Genomic DNA, 21,570 nt, shown 5'->3' on the forward strand with positions numbered 1-21,570 from the left:
TCCTGATACAATAAAAAAAGCAAGGTGAAAAATGTCGCGTTCGCGCACACCATCACACTTGCTTGTCGATATACATCCTGAAAAAGACGTGAAGTCTCCATGACCAAAAAAAGTCCACAAGAACTCCTTCGGCTGAAAGCTCCTTCATGTATATCAATATTGGATCAGAGTCTATATAGCAAATAATTCGCCTTTACCACTCTTATTGACCGTTTCACAAGTTGATGTGCAGATGCACTGGTTGTAAAGTAACCAACTTATAAAATTTGAGCTTTGAACTCAATCAATAAGGCAACATAAGTTGCCAATCGGCATTTGACCCGGCTGTCCGTATGGCCTTAACTTCACGTGGGAAGTGGTCAAAAATTATCTGCTGGAAAGCTCTAATTCATATTGATAAATCAACTTTCCAAAATCACAGGTATTACACTATCAGACGTTTCCCGAAAAATCAAGGGATATTTCAAAATTTATTTTTTCAATTGAATTTGATTGGAAATGAAACAAGGTTTGCATGTACTTGCAAACCTTCAACATTCATTCTTATGCTCAGTATCAAAGGTGCCTTGAAACTCTTCGTTGCAGATCACCCACGAGGATTAGATCCATCGTTCACCTGCATAAATATACTTCCTCCGTTGATTATCGCTATTCTACATCTAATTGAAAATAAATGTACAACAACACACTTTCGCAGAAATCTCTATTTATCTATATTGATTTAATCAATGATCCTCTTCATTCCAGCCATACTTTCTCGAAAAAAATGTTCGTTCTCTCTCGCTGTTTATTCCCAAATGTTGATTTACGAATAATTCCAAACACTCGCGGATTAGTGATCCATCTATTCTCTATTTATTAGATCTATTTATCCGTTTGAATTTTATTTTGATTATGATGCATATTCATAAGTTTTTAATGGATATTCATCCAACCATAAAAACATTGCACAATGAGTAAAATTGCACAAAGTGCAAGTTTTTGATATGATCCTCTCACAAGTATTATTCCCAAGTATTTTTTTGGTCCATCACAAGGAGGTGAACGCATAGGCGGTATAATATCATGAAACGAACGCTGCGACATTTGAAAAAAGAAGCCACAGAAAAAGCTCTCGCCGGAGTCGCTTTTGACCTTGCACTGAACCATGGACTCGACGGATTCACGGTCGAAGATATCGTGCAGCAGGTCGGATGTTCACGCAGAACATTTGCCAACTACTTCACTTGTAAGGAAGAAGCTGTTGCCCTTGGAGCCCTCTCTGTACCGAATACAGCTGAGCTTGAACACCTGATTACCCAGCTCCCTGACCACGCCTCTTTGCTTGAAATCATGTACGAACTGGTGAAAATGCAACTCACGTCAGAACTAATCGGCAGACTCCACCAACTCGTCATCTTATCCCGAACCTATCCGGTGCTTGAACCTCACTATTTGGCTGCGATGCACCGGCTGCAGACTCAGGCTCAGGAGACCCTGCTCGATTTGTCGAATGGACAATACGACGAGATTTATACGTATCTGCTCATTAGTGCCATATATGGCACCGTGCTGCCCCTGATTGAAGGGAGGCTTCCAGTATTGCTTCCTGGAAAGAATGTCGCTACCGATACTCATCCAGACGCAGTTTCTTTTGAACAGTTTATGGAAAAGGTGTTTGAACATTTGCGAAAAGGGTTTTAAACCTTATCCTTCCAAGCATTATAATCATCCAGCATCGTAACCGACATACTTATAATAGAAGGAGTGTAAAATTAATTAATGTCTACCTTATTATATAAAATAGGAAAAACCGCTTTTCGCAAACCCGGTTATTTCATTATCGGCTGGGTTATCATTCTAGGGATCGTCATCTCCATGATCAGCATCAATGGCATTCATATCAGTTCCGAGATGAAAATCGAGGGCACAGAATCACAGAAAGTTCTGGATCAGCTAGCCAAAGAACTGCCTGCCGCCTCTGGCGGTCAAGGAAGCGTGGTATTTAAAGCGCCAGACAACGAACGGCTGGATACACCCGAACGTGTAGCTGCCATCATGAAAGGTGTCAGCGAAGTGTATGGGCTGGACAAAGTCATTAATCCAGCGGATTATGCAGCTGCACAGGCGAGCAGTTTAAGCTCGTCCTCGGATGCGGCACAATCCATGAACATGGCTCAATCAGCTACGGCATCGCCCCCTCCATACGGCCCATTAATGGTGAACAATACTCCCGTTCCTGGTGTATTGATCTCTTCCGATGGAAGCACGGCACTGTTTCAGTTCCAATTCACGATTGAACAATCAGCCATTACACAAGATGTGTTTGATTCTGTCATTCAATCCGTGATGAAGGTTGAACAAGGCACACAGATCAAGGTGCTGCCAGGTGAAACGCTCAAATCGGTGTCCATAGGTGTTGGCTCCGCTGAGATTGTGGGGCTGGTTATCGCGGTAATTGTACTGCTGATTACCCTTGGCTCCGTAGTTGCAGCTGGCCTGCCGCTGATCACAGCCCTTCTCGGTGTTGCTATTGGGGTTGGGGGAGCATTCTCCATCTCCAAATTTGTTGACATGCCAAGTGTTACATCCGTTCTGGCTCTCATGGTTGGTTTGGCTGTCGGTATCGATTATGCACTCTTCATCGTCAACCGTCAGCGCCGACTGATTATTGATCAGCGCCTGAGTGCACAAGAAGCTACAGCACGGGCGATCGGTACATCGGGCAGTGCCGTATTTTTTGCCGGATTAACGGTCATTATCGCCCTCTGCGGTATGCTCGTGATTGGTCTGACCTTCTTGTCCACGATGGCATTAGTCGCAGCTGCAACAGTTCTGATTAACGTATTCGTTGCGTTAACCCTGCTGCCCGCTTTGCTTGGTCTGGTTGGTGAACGAATCTGTTCGAAAAAAGCTCGCGAGAAGAGCGTTAAATCATCGGGATCGTCAAGTCACGGTGTGGCTGACAAATGGGTCAAATTCGTTATCAAAAATCGCTGGGCGACCGTTATTGCGATCATCCTCATTCTTGGTTTTGCTGCCACTCCGATCACCAAAATGGAAATGGGTATTCCGGGTGCATCCTCAGCAAATCTGGATACGAATGCAAGACAGAGTTACGATGCCATCTCGGAAGGTTTTGGAGAAGGCTTTAACGGACCACTGATCCTGGTAGCTGAACCTCGTAATGCGTCTGCAAAAATGACACCAGAGCTTCTGGGCGGACTCGCCATGGAGCTGCAAGGTCAGAATAACGTGACTCAAGTCTCACCACTAGGAATGACGGAAGACTTGGCTATTTTCAGCCTGATCCCCAAGACGGGTCCTAACGACGCTGCCACGAAAACGCTGGTCAACGATCTGCGGTCGACAGACTCCAGCATGGCTAAAACATTTGACGTCAAACTTGGCGTAACCGGACTTACCGCCGTAAATATTGATATGTCAGCCAAGCTGTCTCAGGTTTTCCCGATCTATGTAGGGATTATTATTCTACTTTCATTGATTATCTTGCTGCTTGTATTCCGTTCGATCATCGTTCCAATTAAAGCAACCATTGGTTTTCTGCTTAGCATCCTGGCCACGTTCGGCATCACAACGGCTGTGTTCCAATGGGGCTGGTTGCATTCCCTCTTTGGTTTCGATACGGGCGGCCCGCTACTTAGCTTCATGCCTATTATCGTAACGGGTATCCTCTATGGTCTTGCTATGGATTATCAGGTGTTCCTGGTCAGTTCGATGCGTGAATCATATGTCCATGGTCACCGTGGAACCGAATCGGTCGTGCATGGTTATAATCAGGTTAGTCGTGTCGTCGTAGCCGCAGCGATTATCATGGTTTCCGTATTCGCCGGTTTTATCTTCACCGATGATGTTATGATCAAACAGATCGGATTCACACTTGCTGTCGGTATTCTGATTGATGCTTTCATTATCCGCATGGCACTGGTGCCTGCTGTTATGGCGATGTTTGGCGATAAGGCCTGGTCACTCCCAAAATGGCTGGATCGCATTTTGCCGAACCTGGATGTTGAAGGCGAGAAGCTAATGGCTACCCTAAGTACCCACAACGACGAAGTGAAACCCTTGTCGGATTCCAAGTCATAACGTATCTTCAACAAAAGACCTCCTCAGTTCATGAGGAGGTCTTTACATTATAATTATTCTCAAACTTAACAAATCCCCTTATATACATGCTATAGCATGTATATGCCGGACTTTAATTTCTTTCTTTATTTCACTTAATCCTCTCGCACGTTCAAGTACAACTTCTCTAAAATTGCTTTTAGCTGTTTCAGTTCCTCTGGCTCTATACCTCGAGTAACATAATTATGAGCGTCTTGGACCGTTAGCAACAACTTTTGTTTTATTTCTTCTCCTTTGGGAGACAAGTATAAATGATGTGAACGTTTGTCTTGATCATTAACAATACGTCGAACCATTCCCTTACGTTCTAATGAATGAATCATTCGTACGACTGTCGTTTGATCCCGATCGATAGACTCTGCCAGCTCTTTTTGAGTCGTAGCTTTATCAATATCCATATAAGAAATAATACTCCATTGTTCAGGAGTGACTTCGTAAGGTTTCAATTGTTTGATAAAATAATTCGTAAGTTTGAGATCCGTCCGGTGAATTAAAAAACCAGTCACATTGTATAAATCCATTGTTGTACCCTCATTCATCATTTTCTTACACCAATTATAGGTGATCTGAACGATTGTTACAAACGACACTCATCGAGGAATGAGGCGGCTAAAACGATTGTTATTCCGATACTTAGTATCCCCCTTATTCAGTTCTTAGAAGAAATAATACATTGATACAATCAAACTAAGAACAAACAGAACACTTGCAGGAATGGCCTTTTGTATTGGATCTTTGGCTAAAACAATCAAGGTGAATGCTCCAGCAAGCATCGTGCCACCAAGTAGCAAACCTGCCCAAAATGCAAAACCAGGTATCCATAAACCAACAATCATACCCATAGCTCCAACAATCTCAAACGATCCGGTCAAAACATTAAAAAAGGAGGGCAAACCAAAACGTTTGAATTCATCGGCCATCTTACCCGAAATAATTTTGCTTCCTGTAAACAGGAAAAAGAGACCTAACAGAACCTGTAAAATCGTAATAAAAATGAACATAGCGATCCTTCTTTCATTATTTTTTGCACATATATATACATGCTATAGCATATATTTTGTTTCAAATATTACGTATTGTCAACCTCTATATAAAATTTTATAGATTGTCGCTCTCTTATATCCTTTTACATTGCTTAAACTTGCACATAACCTTGCATTCCCATACCTAGTACATCCTTCCCTAGCATGAGAAAAAGTAGAGAGCAACGCCAAAAAAGCCGCCGTCGCAGCGACTCTCGTTTGACGTTATTAAGTAAAAATAAGTTATACTAGCTGTTGCATAGGCTCTACAGCATGTCAGCCGGTTTAAATAAATGCGCCGTTAAAGTAGAAAATTACACTATGGAAAAGGTGAACTTATACACTTTTTAAAAGATACAAGTTTTCAGGCAATGCCTGCACAAAAGGAGACCAGTCCTTCGCCGTATATAGATGTAACCGATGCATAGCGCGAGTACAAGCCGTATAGAGCAGTTTGCGATCATATTCTTCCCCATATCGAGATGCTGAGGCCTCATATACAAGCACTGCATCGAATTCCACACCTTTGGCAAGATACACCGGAATGACCATCACGCCCTTTTCAAACTGCTCCGTATCTTTCGTAATCAGGGTTAGTCCCTCTACACCGACCTCTCGCAAACGTTCATATGCAAGGTGACTCTCTGCTGCCGTTTTGGTTATAACGGCAATCGAACGAAAACCCTCGGTTTGAAGGGTCTCAACGTCAGATCGGATGAACTCATGAAGTTGTTTCTCTCCTGCCTCTGACCGAATTAAAGCCGGCTTCTGATCCCTTCTATCAAAAGCAACGATCTCGTCGCCGCCTGGCAGCATCGCCCGAGTAAACTCAACAATTTCACGAGTCGAGCGATAGCTTTGTACTAACCGGATTAGAGTGGTTTCTTTCGCACCATATAGGTCCGTTAAAGGAGAATCGGCAGCAGCTAGTTCTGTTGCTTGCATATAGATCGCTTGCCCGAAATCACCCAGCACCGTCATGCGGGCACGGGGAAACAACTTTTTGAGATATTCATATTGAAACGCTGAATAATCCTGACCTTCGTCCACAAACACATGACGGATATCCGTGTTTATTCGTACACCTTCAATGAGTTCTTTTACATATAAGTACGGGGTCGCATCTTCATGCAACAGCTTGTTCTGACGTAACATGTCTTTGGTTTGTTTGCAGATTTCAGTCCAGTGTGACGGAACAACCATTGCATGAGTACGCTCCTGGTAGGCTGCCGCCTCAACAAATAGTTGTTCATATGCTGCCTGAACATTCACGAATTTGAACTTCCGTACACGCTGCCGTAGTGGCTTGAACATCTGTTTCACAATATTACGTCGCAGCAATTCTTCCTCCCGCTCCACAAAATCAAACGCGCCTTCATCCAGGTCAGGGTGTTTCCCAGCATTCTTCCGAGCTGCGTACTGCTCCGCCACTTCAAAAACAGCCTTTTCCTTGTGCAGCTTACCGTATGCATCCGCATAGTCGTCTGTATCGAGATAATTCAGCGCTTCCTCCACCCAGTCTGCTTGCCGTTCCTGTTGCTCTAAAACTGTCAGTTGTTTCAGTAGCCATTCCTGCAATAACAACATACGACTTGGTAACGGAAGATTCACATCATAAGTAGAAAATTGTGTCCACATCTGAGCTGCTGTAATGAACTCACGTTCACGAAAGCGGATGCCGATAAAATGTAATCCCTCACGTCCGAGCCATTCCCCATAGTTTTTTAAAGCTTGCAGGAATTCTGCGGATGCTTTATATCGAATTCCTTCCATACGAGCCGAATAACCTTGCTCCTCACCAGCTGTGAGCACATATTCCATCTGATCAAGCGGATCTTCAAGGCTTAAGCTAGACCCCAGCCAATAATTCAAGTATTCCTGGAACGTTGTCTGTTGAATATTTTCTTCACCCAGTTCAGGCAGTACCGTTGAGATATAACTCGCAAACATCGGGTTCGGCGAAAAAAGAACCATCTGATCTGCCTTGATGGTCTGGCGATGTTTATATAAAAGATAGGCCACTCGCTGAAGCGCAGCGGAGGTTTTCCCACTTCCTGCTGCTCCCTGCACGATCAGCATTCGGCTGTGATCATCCCGGATAATAGCGTTCTGTTCCTTTTGTATCGTGGCTACGATGCTTTTCATCTGAGAATTCGCACCTTTGGAGAGCACTTCCTGAAGCAAAGCGTCTCCAATCGTTTCATTTGCATCAAACATGCCCAGCAACTGACCTTCCTGAATTTGAAACTGGCGTTTCAGTTCCACCGTTCCTTCAATTCGACCCATTGGCGTTTCGTAAGCCGCAGGGCCAGAGCCGTAATCGTAGTATAGACTCGCAATCGGTGTGCGCCAATCATAGATTAGAAAATCCAAGCCTTCTTTATCCGTAAAAGAAGACACACCGATATAAATTTGCTCCGTAAAACCAAGACCCTTTTCCTTAAAATCAATACGACCGAAGTAAGGTACAGGCAGCAAACGATTCACGTTTTTCCACTGCTGCACTAACAGCTTATGTCCACGCTCCCGTTCAGCCAGCACTCTCGCTTGCTGATTAATTGTATAAAAGGCATCTTCAAAATCCGTGTAGGAGCCGGTATTGATTGTAACGTCTTCCCAGAAACGTTTGCGAATTTCGGTAGCTTGCTCCGCGAGACCCTGCATCTGAGGTTCCAATTCGTCAAGTCTCACCTGCAGTTCATTACGCACCTGATTCAATCTTTCTTTTTCCAACAACCATTCGCTTGTTTCTGTCATAGTCGCAACCACTCCTTAACCCAATTATTGGCACAAAAAAGTGCGTTGACAAATCGAAGAATACGATGTAACATTAAGTTAGGAGAAATAATAAAACATCAATTACACATTCTACGAAAAACCAACTGCGCTCTCGATTATATCACGGCGTATTTTTGCGTTCAATCTTTTTTTATCCTTTCCGCTCATGTAACCTCTTCATTCCAAAGCTCAACATTTCATATTATAACTTCATTTACGTTAAGTCCCTTGGTCTGTTCCAAGGGGCTTTATTTATTTCATTTGATGCTTTACGATTATATACGTAAAGGACTTCTACTCCCCATTTTGATCGAATCAGGCAAAATTTCGATGGAAATGAACTACAGTTTCACTAGAGAATCATGACATAATAGAACAGAAAACAGCCATCCTATTAAATAGTGGAATACGTGGAAACTTTGAATAGAAAGGGAATGTGATTAAGATGGATTACGTAAAACTGGGCAATACAGGACTTGATGTCTCGCGCTTCTGTCTCGGATGTATGGGCTTTGGGGACGCCAATAAATGGGTTCACGAGTGGGTGTTGAACGAAGAAGACTCCCGGTCTGTAATTCGAAAGGCTCTGGATCTTGGTGTTAATTTCTTCGATACAGCCAATATCTACTCTCTTGGTACGAGCGAGGAATATCTGGGACGGGCTTTGAAAGACTACGCAAACCGTGATGAGGTCGTAATCGCAACCAAAGTTCATGGCAAAATGCATGAAGGACCAAACGGTTCCGGGTTGTCCAGAAAAGCTATTATGAGTGAAATTGACAAAAGTCTCAAACGACTTGAAAGCGATTATGTTGATCTGTATATCATCCATCGCTGGGACTACAACACCCCTATTGAAGAAACGATGGAAGCCCTCCATGATGTGGTGAAGTCTGGCAAAGCGAGATACATTGGTGCTTCTGCGATGTTTGCATGGCAGTTTCAGAAAGCGCTGTATACCGCCGAGAAAAATGGCTGGACCAAATTTGTGTCCATGCAGAATCATTTGAACTTGATTTACCGTGAAGAGGAACGTGAGATGTTGCCTTTATGCAAAGAGGAAAAAATCGGCGTCACGCCATACAGCCCCCTCGCTTCCGGCAGATTAACACGAGATTGGTCCGTGACTACCCATCGGTCAGAGACGGATATGATACAAAAATCAAAGTACAATGCTACAAGTGACGCGGATCGTGTTATTGTCGAACGGGTGGCAGCTATTGCCGAGAAGTATGATGTGCCTCGTACGCATATTGCGCTAGCATGGCTTTTACAGAAAGAGACCGTGACTTCTCCAATTATCGGCGCAACCAAACATTCACACCTGGATGTTGCCACGGCTGCATTGTCCGTAAAGCTGAATTCAGAGGATGTTGCTTATCTGGAAGAGCCTTATATTCCTCATCCTGTCGTGGGCGCACAATAAACATCATATATGTAACAAAACAAAATAGCCCCTTCTTTCCTTATGCGGAAATAGGGGCTATTTGCTGATGCATCTAGTTTATTATTCTGTACAAAAGCACTGACCAAGGTCAAAGTTACCTATTACCCTCTGCCCTCTTAAATCGTGCTAGTGTCAATAACAAAGCGATACTTTACATCTGAGGCAAGTACACGTTCATATGCTTCATCAATCTGATCTGCCGAAATAACCTCAATGCTAGGGGCGATATCATGCTCGGCACAGAAATCAAGCATTTCTTGAGTCTCACGTATGCCACCAATCATCGAACCGGCGAATGAACGGCGGTGACCAATCAACGCGAATGCATTGACGGCGAGTGGCTCAGGCGGAGCCCCTACATTAACGAGTGTGCCGTCCAACTTGAGCAGCGAGAAATAAGCATTGATATCAATGCTGGCACTTACTGTATTAATGATCAGGTCTAATGAGCCTGCCAGCTTTTCGAATGTTACCGGATCGCTCGTTGCAAAGTAGTGATCCGCGCCAAACTGCAAGCCGTCTTCTTTTTTGCTTAGCGTTTGGGAGAGAACGGTAACTTCGGCTCCCATCGCATGTGCGATTTTAACCGCCATATGACCAAGGCCACCCATCCCTACGACGGCAACCTTCTTACCCGGGCCAGCGCCCCAGTGATGCAACGGAGAATACGTGGTAATCCCCGCACATAGCAGCGGTGCAGCAGCATCCAGCTCAATATTGTCAGGAATGCGCACTACAAAATCCTCGGTTACCACGATATGAGTGGAATAACCGCCTTGCGTTGGTTCACCGTATTTGTCTACTCCCGCATACGTTGGAATGTTACCTTTCAGGCAGTACTGCTCTTCGCCTTTACGGCAATTCTCACATTCGCCGCAAGAGTCAACCATACATCCAACACCTACTCGGTCGCCTATTTTATATTTTGTTACACCACTACCTATTTCGGTCACAATTCCGGCAATTTCGTGGCCCGGTACGAGTGGATAATTGACGGGGCCCCACTCCCCATGAGCGGTATGAATATCCGAGTGGCAGATACCTGCAAATTTAATCTCAATTAATACATCCGTGGTATCCAGATCACGGCGGTTAATCTCTGCGGAACGAAATGCTTGATCGGGTCCGTCCACGGCTCTGGCTTTAGCTGTAATCAATGTATAACCTCCTCATGATTTTGGAATCCTCTTTATCTTAAGCCCTATAGTTAACTCTAAGTCAAATGTTTTGCTCTACTTTTTTTTCCAGCTCACGTAAAGAGGCCCACACCTATACGGTGAGAGCCTCTTTTTTTCTCTCGTTCAATTTGCTCTAAACATAGTCTGTCTGCTGAAACTACTTGGATGCCGAAAGTAAGCTATCTGTAATAAATTTAAGCTGTCCTTCCAAAGACACCGGATCGTTGTAGGTGTCAGAGGATGGATCAAGCTGAAATACATGATTTGCTTTTACAGCCGGAAGGTTCTTCCACAGTTTATTTTCGTACACCTTTTTGGAATCACTCGTGTCCCCGGACCACGGGCTGGTGAAAATAATGTCTCCTGCATAATCCGGCAGCACTTCGATCGAGATGGAAGCCCAGCCTGTGCCGCTGTCAATCGCTTCCGCTTGAGCCTTGGCCGGAGCCTTAAATCCCAATTCGCCGTAAATTATTTCTCCCCCGCGACCATAGTTATGACCGAACACATATAACCCTTTGTCATACGGATTCAGAATAGATACGGTACGCTTGCCTACAGCAGCCTCGACTTTTGGTTTCAGCTCGTTAATCTGAGCTTCCCACTTGCTTAGCCAAGCTTTAGCTGCATCTTCTCTGTTCGTCAGTTTGCCCATCTCCAGCATCAAGTCTTTGTAATTGCGCTTACCGTATTTAATCTGCACAACAGGTGCAATCTGGGACAACTTATCGATGCCTTCTGTACCTGTGTATACAATAATCAGATCGGGTTTCAGAGCAAGCAGTTGCTCTGGCGTAGGCCCCTGTTCACCTAAATCTGCTGTTCCTTGCGCAGCAAGCTGCCCTTTGATGTATTTGTTGTTCATTGCACCTGTAGTTGCCCCCACCACTGGAGCATCCAGTGCGACAAAATATCCCGTAGAGAAGGCCGTCAGATCCACAATCCGTTTAGGATTTTTCGGCACTTTCACTTCACCAGCATCAGACTGGAATGAAACCATCTCATCTTCTGCACCTGCTCCTGTGTCTGTCGTACCATCTGAATTGTTACTGGTTTTGCTTCCCGCATCGGATGATACAGTAGTCTTCTCCGACCCATCTTTAGCTGTATTTGAAGCAGACTGACCACATGCACTCAAGATCAGCATAAACACAAGCGCCATCATGATCCATATTGAACTTCTTTTTGTACTACGCAAAAATAACCCCACCTTTTATGTATTGATTCTATAAATCAAATGATATTGATAATCATTATCAATGATATCACGACTTTAGCCTTTTTACAATACAAGTTTAATATATTCATTCCGAACTTCGTCTATCCCCTTGAAAAACAAGCTCCACATCACATTTATTCTGACATTTTCACTCCAAACTTGCCATCAGGTAAGTTAAAAGGCTATCATCATTAGAGTGGATAGAGAGATTCAACTCATAGAATTGCTTTAGAGAATGTAAAGAAATGTTTCAAGGAGGACAAGATGGATCAGATTATACTGTGGTTAAAGTACTTTTTCTTAGGCATTGTTCAAGGGGCAACGGAGCCGATTCCGGTCTCCTCCAGCGGTCATTTGATTATTGCCCAGCGGCTGATGGGGCTGAAGCAGAATGGCCTATCATTCGAGATTTTGACAAATACCGCCTCATTAATTGCGATTGTTTTTATTTTTAGAGACGACATCATGAAGCTGATTACGGGTGGATGGGGTTACTTGCGTACCCGCAAACCGGAATATCGGGCAGACTTTATGTTTTGCTTATATATTGTCATCGGTACGATTCCTGCTGCCGTAGCTGCTGTACTGTTCAAAAAACAGATTGAGAGCATCTTCTCATCTGTTTATACGGTTGCAGTGGCTCTGCTAATTACGGGTGTAGCCCTCTGGCTTATCCGTAATCTTCGCGGCCGCAAACAGGACGGCGATCTGAAGATGAAGGATGCTGTGCTGGTTGGACTTGCCCAAGCTGTTGCTCTTATTCCGGGTATCAGCCGTTCGGGTGCTACCGTTATTTCGTCTATTGCGGTCGGCATGAAACAGGAAACAGCGTTAAAGTTCTCCTTTATGCTTTACATACCGATCAGTATCGGTGGTGTGATTCTGGGAGCCTCAGATATAGCGCATGATCCTAATCGTGCTCAGCTCGCTATTCCTTACCTGATCGCGTTTATCACCACGCTGGTCGTTACCTATTTCTCGATGAGATGGTTTATGGGCATTATGGCCCGAGGCAATCTGAAGTATTTTTCATACTACTGCTTCGCGGCGGGAACATTGTTACTTATCTTTTTATAAAAAAGATTCTCTATACACAGCAAAGGGACAACCAAGACGGTTGTCCCTTTTATTAGATTCCAAGTAATAATAAAAATTCCACATACACAGGATTCAGAACAACCGTATCTTTTGGCAGTCCCTATTCGTTTACTTAAGAAATGTAAAGATCAGCTGTGCATTGAAACTTGTTATTAGGAGGTCTGATATTGATGTTAATTTCAAAAGGAATCAAGATGATTGAACTCAATTTTGAAGGAGTTATAATTCATCCTGTTCTGATATGGGATGAAGAAACAGCCGTGTTAATTGATTCCGGTTTTCCGGGACAATATGACGATTTATGTCTTGCATTAGAGAAGATAGGCGTGCCGATGAGCCAACTAACAGCAGTGATTTTGACGCATCAGGATGTGGACCATATAGGCTGTCTTCCCGAGATTTTGCAGGAGTGTGGTACTGGGGTCAGGATATATGCACACGAACTGGACAAGCCCTATATTGAGGGACATCTCCCGCTTATCAAAGACGACCACCTGGAACATCCCCCAAAAGGCAAGATTGATGAAACTGTAACGGATGGTCAGGAACTGCCGTTTTGCGGTGGAATTCGCGTTATTCACACGCCTGGGCATACTCCTGGTCATATCAGTCTTTATGTAATGCGTAGCAAAACGCTCATCGCCGGAGATTCCATGTACAGTGTTAACGGCCAGCTTGAAGGTATCCACGGTCCGACTACACTGGATATAGAGGCAGCGCGCTTCTCTTTGAAAAAGTATCTGGAACTCGATATTTCATCCGTAATTTGTTATCACGGTGGTCTCAGTGATATGCATATAAAGGAACAGATCTTACGGCTGATTTAGAATTAAATGGTGGTTTCTGTTTCTGTTTTCATATTTTAAGGTTTGGCATACTCTAAAATGGCTGTCGCCGCTCGCACTCGCAGCACTTCTTCTTCGCTTTGCAGGGCTTCTTTCAGTACTTGAAGTGCCGCTTGAATTAAAGCTTCATCCACATTTGCTGTGAGAGCGTTGCTTGCTTCGGCTGCTGCGCTGACTGCAAGCGCGCGATCCAGCTGAGCTTCTGATACAGGATGCTCAAATTTCACGAGGATGGATGATGTGTTCCACAAAGCTTGGACTTTATCGTTCAATTCTGCGTGAGGAATACGTCCTAACCAAGTGACTCCCCGGCGGTGACAGATCAATTCATCTTCAGCACCTAAGGAGTCATCGTAATAATAATCTCCGATATCCCCTACATAGGTCCATTCCTCGTCCCTTATTAAGACGTAGTCCCCATCCTGCATCAGGTTAGCAAACATATGTAGTGTTGCAAGTGTATTTGTACATTCCGTCTCCCCCAGGCTATAACGTTGAGCCAGTTGTTCTTTCCATTGCTCCGGTGGCGTAAGCTCAAGGTCCCCTAGACCAGACCAAGGGATGCCAATGAAGTTATCTTCCAGAAATGATGATGTCCTGTTGAAACCTTGCAATATAGTTTGAATATGATACAGATTCATTCGTTTTTCTTCCTTTCACTCATTCATATGAACATAATTAGTCATTGTAACATCAGCGGTGTCACTTTCAAACTTACACGTTCTTTAACTCATGCCAAACTTTTTTTGTTATATCCTAAGGCTATAACTAGATATAATATAAGAGAATTACGTTATAGCCGTGTATTTGTGATAAATTTTTGTTAACACATTGCAGAGGGGTTAGTTCAAATGACAAAAAGCAGCGTATTGGGATATCCACGAATCGGAGCCGATCGGGAATGGAAAAAAGCACTTGAGGCATTCTGGTCAGGAAAGTTGGAAGAGAATGAGCTGCACGCAAGGTTGCAGGAGATTCGGCTCGATCATTTGCGCAAGCAACAAGCCAAAGGCATTGATCTGATTCCAGTGAACGACTTCAGCTATTATGATCATATTCTGGATACAGCCGTAATGTTTGGTATTGTGCCAAAACGCTTCGCTTATACCGGAGGCGCTGTGCCTCTCTCCGTCTATTACGGCATCGCCCGAGGAACGAAAGATGCCGCAGCCAGTGAGATGACCAAATGGTTCAATACGAACTATCACTATATTGTACCTGAACTGAATGATGCTTCGCCGGCATTGACCGAGAATAAACCACTACTCGCATACCTTGAAGCCAAAGAGAAACTGGGCATTGAAGGCAAACCGGTTATCGTTGGACCGCTAACCTTCCTCAAGCTTTCTAAAGGTTATGATGCATCCGAAACAGACGCTTGGCTTGATCAGCTACTTCCTCTCTACACTCAGGTGCTGCAAGAACTTGCAGATGCTGGCGTACAGTGGGTACAGATTGATGAGCCGGTTCTCGTAACCAAATTGAATGACGCGGATCTGCAGCGCTTGAACAAAATCTATACCGCTTTTGCATCAGCTGTTCCGGGTTTGAATATATTACTGCAAACGTACTTTGAATCCGTCGAAAACTACAACGAAATCATCAGCTTGCCAGTTCAAGGCATCGGTCTTGACTTCGTGCATGGTCTTGAAGGTAACCTGCAATCCATTCAAACGAGCGGTTTTCCGGCAGACAAAGTGCTGGGTGCAGGTATCATTGACGGACGCGGCATCTGGAAAGCATCCCTTCAGGACAAGCTGACATTGCTGGGCACCCTTACTTCTCTCGTTACATCTGAAAGGTTAATTGTGCAGTCCTCCTGCAGCTTGCTGCATGTGCCTGTGACAACAGCACGTGAAGCAAAACTTGCTGCTGAACTCAAAGATGCACTTGCATTTGCGGATGAAAAACTGGATGAGATCGTTATTTTGACCCAAGCAATCAGCAGCCCCGATGCGGACATCACCGCTAAAATTAAAGACGCCGAGCAAAAACTACAGGCATTGCAAAGCTCCGGAGATCGTAACCGCAAAGCCGTGCAGGAAGCCGTTGCTTCCATCCGTGTACAAGAGCCTAACCGCTCACGTCCGTTTGCAGAACGTCATGCAGCACAGCAAGAAAAGTGGCAATTGCCTTTGTTCCCGACAACAACGATTGGCAGCTTTCCGCAATCAACGGAGGTCAGAAAAGCTCGCCAACAATGGCGCAAAAACGAGTTGAGCAATGAAAAATACTCTTCCTTTATCCGTGATCAGATTGACCGCTGGATTAACATTCAAGAAGAGATCGGTATTGACGTGCTGGTTCACGGTGAGTTTGAACGCACCGATATGGTTGAATTTTTCGGCGAGAAGCTGGCTGGATTTGCCTTTACGCAATATGGATGGGTGCAATCCTATGGCTCACGTTGCGTGAAACCACCTGTTATTTTCGGAGATGTTGAATTTGTAGGTGAAATGACGGTTGAGGAAACGAAGTACGCGCAGTCGAAAACAGACCGCCCTGTTAAAGGTATGTTGACCGGCCCGATCACCATCATGAACTGGTCCTTTGTACGGGATGATATTGAACGGGAAACCATCGCTTATCAATTGGCCTATGCACTCAGACAAGAAGTTGAAGCACTCGAAAAAGCAGGCATCGGCATGATTCAAGTGGATGAACCTGCCGTCCGTGAAGGCCTGCCACTCAAGGAACATAAACAAGCCAATTATCTGGATTGGGCCGTCAAAGCGTTCCGTATTACGACATGCACCGTACAGGAAACCACCCAAATTCATACTCACATGTGCTATTGCGAATTCCACGATATGATTGATTCTATCGAAGCAATGGATGCGGACGTCATTTCCATTGAGACTTCACGCAGTCATGGTGAGCTGATTCACAGCTTTGAAGAGAATACGTATGAGCTCGGTATTGGACTTGGTGTATATGACATCCATAGCCCGCGTGTGCCAAGCGTCGAAGAAATGAGCAACATGATTGACCGCGCTTTGCGTGTGCTTGATCCGAAGCTGTTCTGGATCAATCCAGACTGCGGTCTGAAAACCCGTGGACAGGAAGAAACCGTGGCTTCGCTGAAAAACATGGTAGATGCTACACGGATTGCCCGAGCGAAGTATAATGCTACTCCTGTTCTGAACTAGATAAGTTGAACAACTGATGATTTATACGGACATTGTAATAAACAATAAACAAAATAACCTGGTAGAGTCGCTATAGTACACTAAACAAAAACACTTAAAGAGCCGCAATCCTGTATCATGCAGGATTACGGCTCTTTATAGTTACGCACGTTTAAAATCGGCGTTGTTACAACGTCAATCACAATGGCAAGCGCTAACACAGGGATTTCAGGTTGTTTTACTAGCTCATCGCAGGCTGAAATGATTCCAGCAGTTTTTTAATCTGCTCATCATACTCCAGTTCAAATGATGGAAGCATCTCATCCAATCTTTGCTGGAACAAATCAGGATCTTGTACACCAATCTCAGCCCTTAATTCCATTTCCTCTTCTGAACCATTGTCGTTCAGAATCATGTTCAGTACGTCACTATTAAAATATTCACTTGGAGGAAGAATCAGCGCATTCATCAGGAATTGCATAAAGAAGAGATGGTTATCTTTTTCCTGATCCGCTTTTTCCATCGCTTGCTTCGTAAATAAGTTGATATATTTCTGAGCAAAATTAACTCCTTTCAGTTCGAATGACCCTCCATGTTCCACTCCCTTCCAACGCATGTCAGCCACAGAACTAAGCCACCAAGCCGGTTCGATGGCCTTCTGCATCCGATGCAGTACCTCCCGCTCAAACGGAGGATCAGGATGCATCCGCTGTGCTTCCAAACATTTCCCTATCGTTTCCGCTTCGATTGCAGCTACGGTGATACCTTGTCCATGAATGGGATCAAAGCTGCAAAATGCATCGCCAAGAACGAGTAATCCAGAAGGCCAATCTTCCATGAGTTCAAAATGCTGGCGAACGGACTCGGAAATACGGTACCCCCTAGGCCCATGCAATGGCTCTAGCTGCTCCATTAACTTTACAATTTTATCTGAAGCAAACAGATGTTTGATTTGTTCTTGAAACTCCTCCGGCTGAGTGGACGGATACACCTCTCCTCCAGCATTGAAAAGAATGATTCCAGCGATATCATCCTCGGTGCGCATAAATATGCTTGCACGAATACCTTGCCCAGGATCTGAATCAGACATCACCAATTCATTTGGAATAGGGGATTTTATTTTGTAATAGCGGGTGCTGTAACCAAGAGATACTTTCAGCACTTCCGGTTCTGGCACAGACAATCCAATCTGATTAAGCCATCTGATCAATTTGGAGGAACGACCTGAGGCATCAATAACCATATCCGCTGGAAGTTGTTCTTCTCGCTTTTCCCCGCTTCTCTCTTTGGTGTAAATGCCTGTAATGGAGCGCTGATCTTCAGAGACCATTAGCCCGGTAACTTCCATACTGGTTATGAAGCTTATATGGGAAATATTCTGAATTCGTTTGCGCAGCACCCATTCCAGCAAGGCTCTGCTGCACGATGCAATTTTAAATGAGGAGGTCTCCTCCTTATTCACCAATGTACCGTACCGATTGCTAACGACAATCCTCTCATCGTGTGAAGAAATCGCCCCCAAATCTATCAATTCTTCATTGTATCCTGGAAAATAATGTTCCAAAATCAGCGCGCCGCGTGGCTGTACACGGTGTGGATGAAAAGATTGCGGTACCCCCTGCCGGTTCGATGGCTCCGTAGGGAATTCATCTCTTTCGATAATATATACGTCTTCATAATAATCAGATAACATTCTGGCTGTAATCAACCCCGCTATCCCAGCCCCAATGACTACTGCTTTTTTCATGTCAGACATTATGACTTCATCCTTTCTTCCAAATTATTTATTCTACGCTTGTTGCACATCAAAAATATTACTTATAATACCAATATATAATGAAAATCTCTCTTCTGGTAAGAATCAATATAGTCTTGCTGTATAGTTAAACTACGATATGGAAGAGGTGTAGATGAAATTATAGAGAAAAAGGTTGATTTAAGAGTTGCCCGAACTCAAAAGCTGTTAATTACTGCCTTTAAAGACCTGTTATCCGAGCAAGGGAAATTATTCAGCAATATCACGATTAAAGAAATATGTGACAAAGCCATGGTTCACCGTACTACCTTTTACAAACATTTTGAGGATAAATTTGCGCTGTTACACTCGACCCTGACTTGGGTATTACATGATTATTTACACATGAATATAGAAGATCGGCTACGGCAGCCTTTACAAAGCCTATCCAGAATCATGTTGGAGAATTTACTGGAGCCGATTGTTCAAAATCAGAAGAATGACAAGGGATTCACTGAATTTTTCAGAAATTATATCGGAGATATATCCAGAAGAGATTTTCTGGAACTTAAAAGAAGAGGTAAACCATTTTCACCTCCCATAGAACTTTTAGCCGAATATCATTCAGGGGTCATAAGTTTACTTGTTACGTGGTGGATATATCATCTTGAAGAAGATGTTACGGCAGAACAGATGGATGAGTATTACTATCAAATGGTGAACGAGAAAATCATGTTGGAATAGCAAACAACTCACTTTAAAATCAATGGCTGATTTTAGAGTGAGTTTATTTTTCCCCTTAAAGTGTTATTACTGAAAGCGATGGTTTGTGAAGCCTAATTGACTAATCGTCAACATTCACATACTCTCCTCCAGCCATTGCTGTAAGGGAATATCCTCCGTCAGTTCACCAAGCAAGATATGTCTAAACTGCCCCGCTTGGTCAATAACCATCGTGGCTGGCAGGCCTGTGATACGGTACAGCTTGGATACCTTGCCCGTTGCGTCAATGATCACCGGAAAATCGAACTGATGACTTTTCATAAACTCGTTAATTGTGCCCTTGCTCTCCCCCACGTTGACAAACAGTGTCTCCACGCTATTTTGATTCTGCTGCGCAAGTTCATGAACCAAGGGCATTTCTCTTACACATGGCGTACACCAGGATGCCCAGAAGTTAATCATCACGGCTTTGCCCCGATAATTGGACAATTGGACTTGCTCGCCTTTGGAATTAACCGCTGTAAAATCAGGAGCCTCTTCCCCCGCCTGAATGGGATTGGTACTTTTTGAATCAGAATTCGATATATTCCCCAGCACAGCCCACACACCTGTACCCAATGCTGCCAGCGCAATCAACATCGTAACGATCCGTCTTATTTTCGACCCTTTCTTTTGTCCATCCTGTTCTGCACTGTTCGTACCCATGCTTTGCGGCTTGTTTTGCATGATCACATCACCTTCATTTTAATCCCAGACTCTGATGAAAAGCAGCATGAAGTGAACCATACTGATTCCGAATATTTTCTGCGGTGCCCTCACCGACGTTACGACCCTGATTCATAAACATCACTTGGTCTGCAATATCATCAGCCACTTCTAGCTGATGGGTGGAGAACACAACCATATGCCCCTCCTGTTGGATATCTCTCAGCAAATGTACGAACTCCTGCATCCAGAAGGGATCTAACCCATTGGTAGGCTCGTCCATGATCAGCAGCGCAGGCCTCGCGAGCATCGCCTGAGCGAACAATACACGCTGCCGCATCCCTTTGGAGAAGGCAGTCACCCGTTTATGTTTTTGCTCGTCAAGTCCAACCATCACTAATACTTCTCGCACTCTCTCTCGAGGGAGTTTACGAAGAGAAGCCCAGAATAACAACGCCTCCTCTGCCGTAAGTCCCTGGCTGAACTGATAGTCATCCGGCATATAACCGATCTGATTCGCATACCGTTTACGATCCTGTGACCAGCGGACGTTATTCACCAGGATCTCCCCTGACGTTGGCCGTAGAATGCCTGCAAGCATACGAAGCAAGGTACTTTTGCCTGCACCGTTTCCACCACATACCGCAAGCACCTGACCAGAACCTAGACGAAAAGAGATATCATCTACAATTTTTTGATTTTTGATTTGTTTGTCTAATCCGTTCACAATAACTTCTGGTTCATGCACGAGAGCGCCCCCTTTCCCATATAACGTAAACAACAAGGATCGAGCAACTCACCCATAACAAGCACATTCCAGCAAATATGGCACTGCCGCTTGGCTGTTGCACCCACGTCACCCATTGATAATACTCAGGCCCCAGTATAGAACCGCCACCGAGCTTGATCACAATAAACAGCCGTACCAGTTCAGCCGGATTCAGAAAAGTTAAGACGACCAGAAGCGGTTTGATCCAAAGGTACGGCATGAGCCCTAATACCGCAAGTAATAATGTAGGCCAACCTATAACGGCAAAGAACCAGACCGATACTGAAATCGTTAAAGCTTGCCAGCGATTGCGAGACAGTGAGCCGATTAGCAAAGCAACACTCAGGAATAACAGAACAAGTCCGCAGGAAAAGGCCAGGAACAGAAGATACGTCAATAGATCGATCGGATTACCAAGCAAGCCGCTGACAACTCCCATCAGTCCATATCCAAAGGTCACAATCGTCAGTAATACGGCTGCTAGTCCAACATATTTACCTGTAATGAAGGATAGTGTTCCAATGGGATAGGTCGATAACAGTTGCCAACTGCCGTCCTCCTTTTCAGCGGTCAACGAGAAAGAACCCAGGAACAATGTCATCAGCGGTAACAGATAAAGAATCAGATTCAGCATCGAACCTGTTGTTCCCGAATATCCTTGTACCGGATTCTGTGCATTGAGAAGCAATAAACTTAAGCTAAATGTACAAAAAAGAACTAAAAACGAATACGCCCAGGGATTGCGAAACCCCGTTTTCAACTCTCTCTTGGCCATTTGTATCATGTCAGACATTGGCT

At 44.3% G+C, this 21,570-nt stretch carries 17 protein-coding genes; 7 read left to right on the forward strand and 10 right to left on the reverse strand.

Annotated elements, in window-relative coordinates; translation table 11 throughout:
* The first annotated feature begins 1,065 nt into the window (after positions 1–1,065).
* Both ACUTVW_RS08795 and ACUTVW_RS08800 read left to right on the forward strand, forming a co-directional pair.
* A complete protein-coding gene (locus tag ACUTVW_RS08795; RefSeq protein WP_445645419.1) occupies positions 1,066–1,683 on the forward strand; it encodes a TetR/AcrR family transcriptional regulator in 618 nt (205 codons plus the stop codon).
* Between the two features lie 78 nt (positions 1,684–1,761).
* On the forward strand, positions 1,762–4,086 hold the full coding sequence (locus tag ACUTVW_RS08800; protein ID WP_445645420.1) for an MMPL family transporter: 2,325 nt from the start codon (positions 1,762–1,764) through the stop codon (positions 4,084–4,086).
* A gap of 134 nt (positions 4,087–4,220) precedes the next feature.
* On the opposite strand, the gene ACUTVW_RS08805 is transcribed toward ACUTVW_RS08800, so the two are convergent.
* The 3 genes from ACUTVW_RS08805 to helD form a co-directional block, all read right to left on the reverse strand.
* On the reverse strand, positions 4,221–4,646 hold the full coding sequence (locus ACUTVW_RS08805; RefSeq protein ID WP_445645421.1) for a MarR family winged helix-turn-helix transcriptional regulator: 426 nt from the start codon (positions 4,644–4,646) through the stop codon (positions 4,221–4,223).
* Between the two features lie 135 nt (positions 4,647–4,781).
* Entirely contained in the window at positions 4,782–5,132 is a 351-nt protein-coding gene (locus ACUTVW_RS08810) for a DoxX family protein (RefSeq protein WP_445645498.1), read from the reverse strand.
* Between the two features lie 351 nt (positions 5,133–5,483).
* Positions 5,484–7,904 carry an RNA polymerase recycling motor HelD gene (helD, locus tag ACUTVW_RS08815; RefSeq protein WP_445645422.1) on the reverse strand — a complete coding sequence of 807 codons (2,421 nt, stop codon included), beginning with the start codon at positions 7,902–7,904 and terminating at the stop codon, positions 5,484–5,486.
* A gap of 466 nt (positions 7,905–8,370) precedes the next feature.
* Here helD and ACUTVW_RS08820 point away from each other — a divergent pair, with 466 nt between their 5' ends.
* Complete coding sequence (locus tag ACUTVW_RS08820) at positions 8,371–9,351, forward strand: aldo/keto reductase (protein WP_445645423.1); 981 nt, start codon at positions 8,371–8,373, stop codon at positions 9,349–9,351.
* Positions 9,352–9,488: 137 nt separating this feature from the next.
* On the opposite strand, the gene ACUTVW_RS08825 is transcribed toward ACUTVW_RS08820, so the two are convergent.
* Positions 9,489–10,529 (reverse strand): NAD(P)-dependent alcohol dehydrogenase, encoded by a 1,041-nt coding sequence (locus ACUTVW_RS08825; protein WP_445645424.1) that lies wholly within the window; start codon positions 10,527–10,529, stop codon positions 9,489–9,491.
* Positions 10,530–10,707: 178 nt separating this feature from the next.
* Complete coding sequence (locus ACUTVW_RS08830; RefSeq protein WP_445645425.1) at positions 10,708–11,748, reverse strand: ABC transporter substrate-binding protein; 1,041 nt, start codon at positions 11,746–11,748, stop codon at positions 10,708–10,710.
* 285 nt (positions 11,749–12,033) lie between these two features.
* On the opposite strand from ACUTVW_RS08830, the gene ACUTVW_RS08835 reads away from it, so the two are divergent.
* Both ACUTVW_RS08835 and ACUTVW_RS08840 read left to right on the forward strand, forming a co-directional pair.
* Complete coding sequence (locus ACUTVW_RS08835) at positions 12,034–12,846, forward strand: undecaprenyl-diphosphate phosphatase (RefSeq protein WP_445645426.1); 813 nt, start codon at positions 12,034–12,036, stop codon at positions 12,844–12,846.
* A 191-nt stretch (positions 12,847–13,037) separates the two neighbouring features.
* Positions 13,038–13,694 (forward strand): MBL fold metallo-hydrolase, encoded by a 657-nt coding sequence (locus ACUTVW_RS08840; RefSeq protein ID WP_445645427.1) that lies wholly within the window; start codon positions 13,038–13,040, stop codon positions 13,692–13,694.
* A gap of 35 nt (positions 13,695–13,729) precedes the next feature.
* Here the strand turns inward: ACUTVW_RS08840 and ACUTVW_RS08845 are convergent, their stop codons facing one another.
* Positions 13,730–14,353 carry a hypothetical protein gene (locus ACUTVW_RS08845; protein ID WP_445645428.1) on the reverse strand — a complete coding sequence of 208 codons (624 nt, stop codon included), beginning with the start codon at positions 14,351–14,353 and terminating at the stop codon, positions 13,730–13,732.
* A gap of 210 nt (positions 14,354–14,563) precedes the next feature.
* On the opposite strand from ACUTVW_RS08845, the gene metE reads away from it, so the two are divergent.
* Positions 14,564–16,861, forward strand: coding sequence for a 5-methyltetrahydropteroyltriglutamate--homocysteine S-methyltransferase (gene metE / locus ACUTVW_RS08850; RefSeq protein ID WP_445645429.1), 2,298 nt, complete (start codon positions 14,564–14,566; stop codon positions 16,859–16,861).
* Between the two features lie 220 nt (positions 16,862–17,081).
* Here metE and ACUTVW_RS08855 read toward each other — a convergent pair whose 3' ends face one another.
* Entirely contained in the window at positions 17,082–18,596 is a 1,515-nt protein-coding gene (locus ACUTVW_RS08855) for an FAD-dependent oxidoreductase (RefSeq protein ID WP_445645430.1), read from the reverse strand.
* A 291-nt stretch (positions 18,597–18,887) separates the two neighbouring features.
* Here ACUTVW_RS08855 and ACUTVW_RS08860 point away from each other — a divergent pair, with 291 nt between their 5' ends.
* Positions 18,888–19,319, forward strand: a complete 432-nt coding sequence (locus ACUTVW_RS08860; protein ID WP_445645431.1) for a hypothetical protein — start codon at positions 18,888–18,890, stop codon at positions 19,317–19,319.
* Between the two features lie 114 nt (positions 19,320–19,433).
* Here the strand turns inward: ACUTVW_RS08860 and ACUTVW_RS08865 are convergent, their stop codons facing one another.
* Genes ACUTVW_RS08865 through ACUTVW_RS08875 form a run of 3 tightly spaced genes read right to left on the reverse strand, consistent with a single transcriptional unit; the run spans position 19,434 to position 21,565 of the window.
* Complete coding sequence (locus tag ACUTVW_RS08865) at positions 19,434–20,024, reverse strand: redoxin domain-containing protein (protein WP_445645432.1); 591 nt, start codon at positions 20,022–20,024, stop codon at positions 19,434–19,436.
* A 13-nt stretch (positions 20,025–20,037) separates the two neighbouring features.
* A complete protein-coding gene (gene ccmA, locus ACUTVW_RS08870) occupies positions 20,038–20,751 on the reverse strand; it encodes a heme ABC exporter ATP-binding protein CcmA (RefSeq protein WP_445645433.1) in 714 nt (237 codons plus the stop codon).
* Positions 20,744–21,565 (reverse strand): ABC transporter permease, encoded by an 822-nt coding sequence (locus tag ACUTVW_RS08875; RefSeq protein ID WP_445645434.1) that lies wholly within the window; start codon positions 21,563–21,565, stop codon positions 20,744–20,746. The genes ccmA and ACUTVW_RS08875 overlap by 8 nt, the downstream gene beginning before the upstream one ends.
* Positions 21,566–21,570 lie beyond the last annotated feature (5 nt).

The organism is Paenibacillus sp. TSA_86.1 (genome assembly GCF_052691815.1).

Excerpts from the sequence above, each read along its gene's own strand:
- ACUTVW_RS08860 (WP_445645431.1), top strand. The coding sequence starts at position 18,888 with ATGGTTCACCGTACTACCTTTTACAAACATTTTGAGGATAAATTTGCG.
- ACUTVW_RS08820 (WP_445645423.1), top strand. The coding sequence starts at position 8,371 with ATGGATTACGTAAAACTGGGCAATACAGGACTTGATGTCTCGCGCTTC.
- ACUTVW_RS08855 (WP_445645430.1), bottom strand. The coding sequence starts at position 18,596 with ATGTCTGACATGAAAAAAGCAGTAGTCATTGGGGCTGGGATAGCGGGG.
- ACUTVW_RS08875 (WP_445645434.1), bottom strand. The coding sequence starts at position 21,565 with ATGTCTGACATGATACAAATGGCCAAGAGAGAGTTGAAAACGGGGTTT.
- ACUTVW_RS08840 (WP_445645427.1), top strand. The coding sequence starts at position 13,038 with ATGTTAATTTCAAAAGGAATCAAGATGATTGAACTCAATTTTGAAGGA.
- ACUTVW_RS08805 (WP_445645421.1), bottom strand. The coding sequence starts at position 4,646 with ATGGATTTATACAATGTGACTGGTTTTTTAATTCACCGGACGGATCTC.
- metE (WP_445645429.1), top strand. The coding sequence starts at position 14,564 with ATGACAAAAAGCAGCGTATTGGGATATCCACGAATCGGAGCCGATCGG.
- helD (WP_445645422.1), bottom strand. The coding sequence starts at position 7,904 with ATGACAGAAACAAGCGAATGGTTGTTGGAAAAAGAAAGATTGAATCAG.
- ACUTVW_RS08800 (WP_445645420.1), top strand. The coding sequence starts at position 1,762 with ATGTCTACCTTATTATATAAAATAGGAAAAACCGCTTTTCGCAAACCC.
- ACUTVW_RS08795 (WP_445645419.1), top strand. The coding sequence starts at position 1,066 with ATGAAACGAACGCTGCGACATTTGAAAAAAGAAGCCACAGAAAAAGCT.
- ACUTVW_RS08845 (WP_445645428.1), bottom strand. The coding sequence starts at position 14,353 with ATGAATCTGTATCATATTCAAACTATATTGCAAGGTTTCAACAGGACA.
- ACUTVW_RS08865 (WP_445645432.1), bottom strand. The coding sequence starts at position 20,024 with ATGCAAAACAAGCCGCAAAGCATGGGTACGAACAGTGCAGAACAGGAT.
- ACUTVW_RS08835 (WP_445645426.1), top strand. The coding sequence starts at position 12,034 with ATGGATCAGATTATACTGTGGTTAAAGTACTTTTTCTTAGGCATTGTT.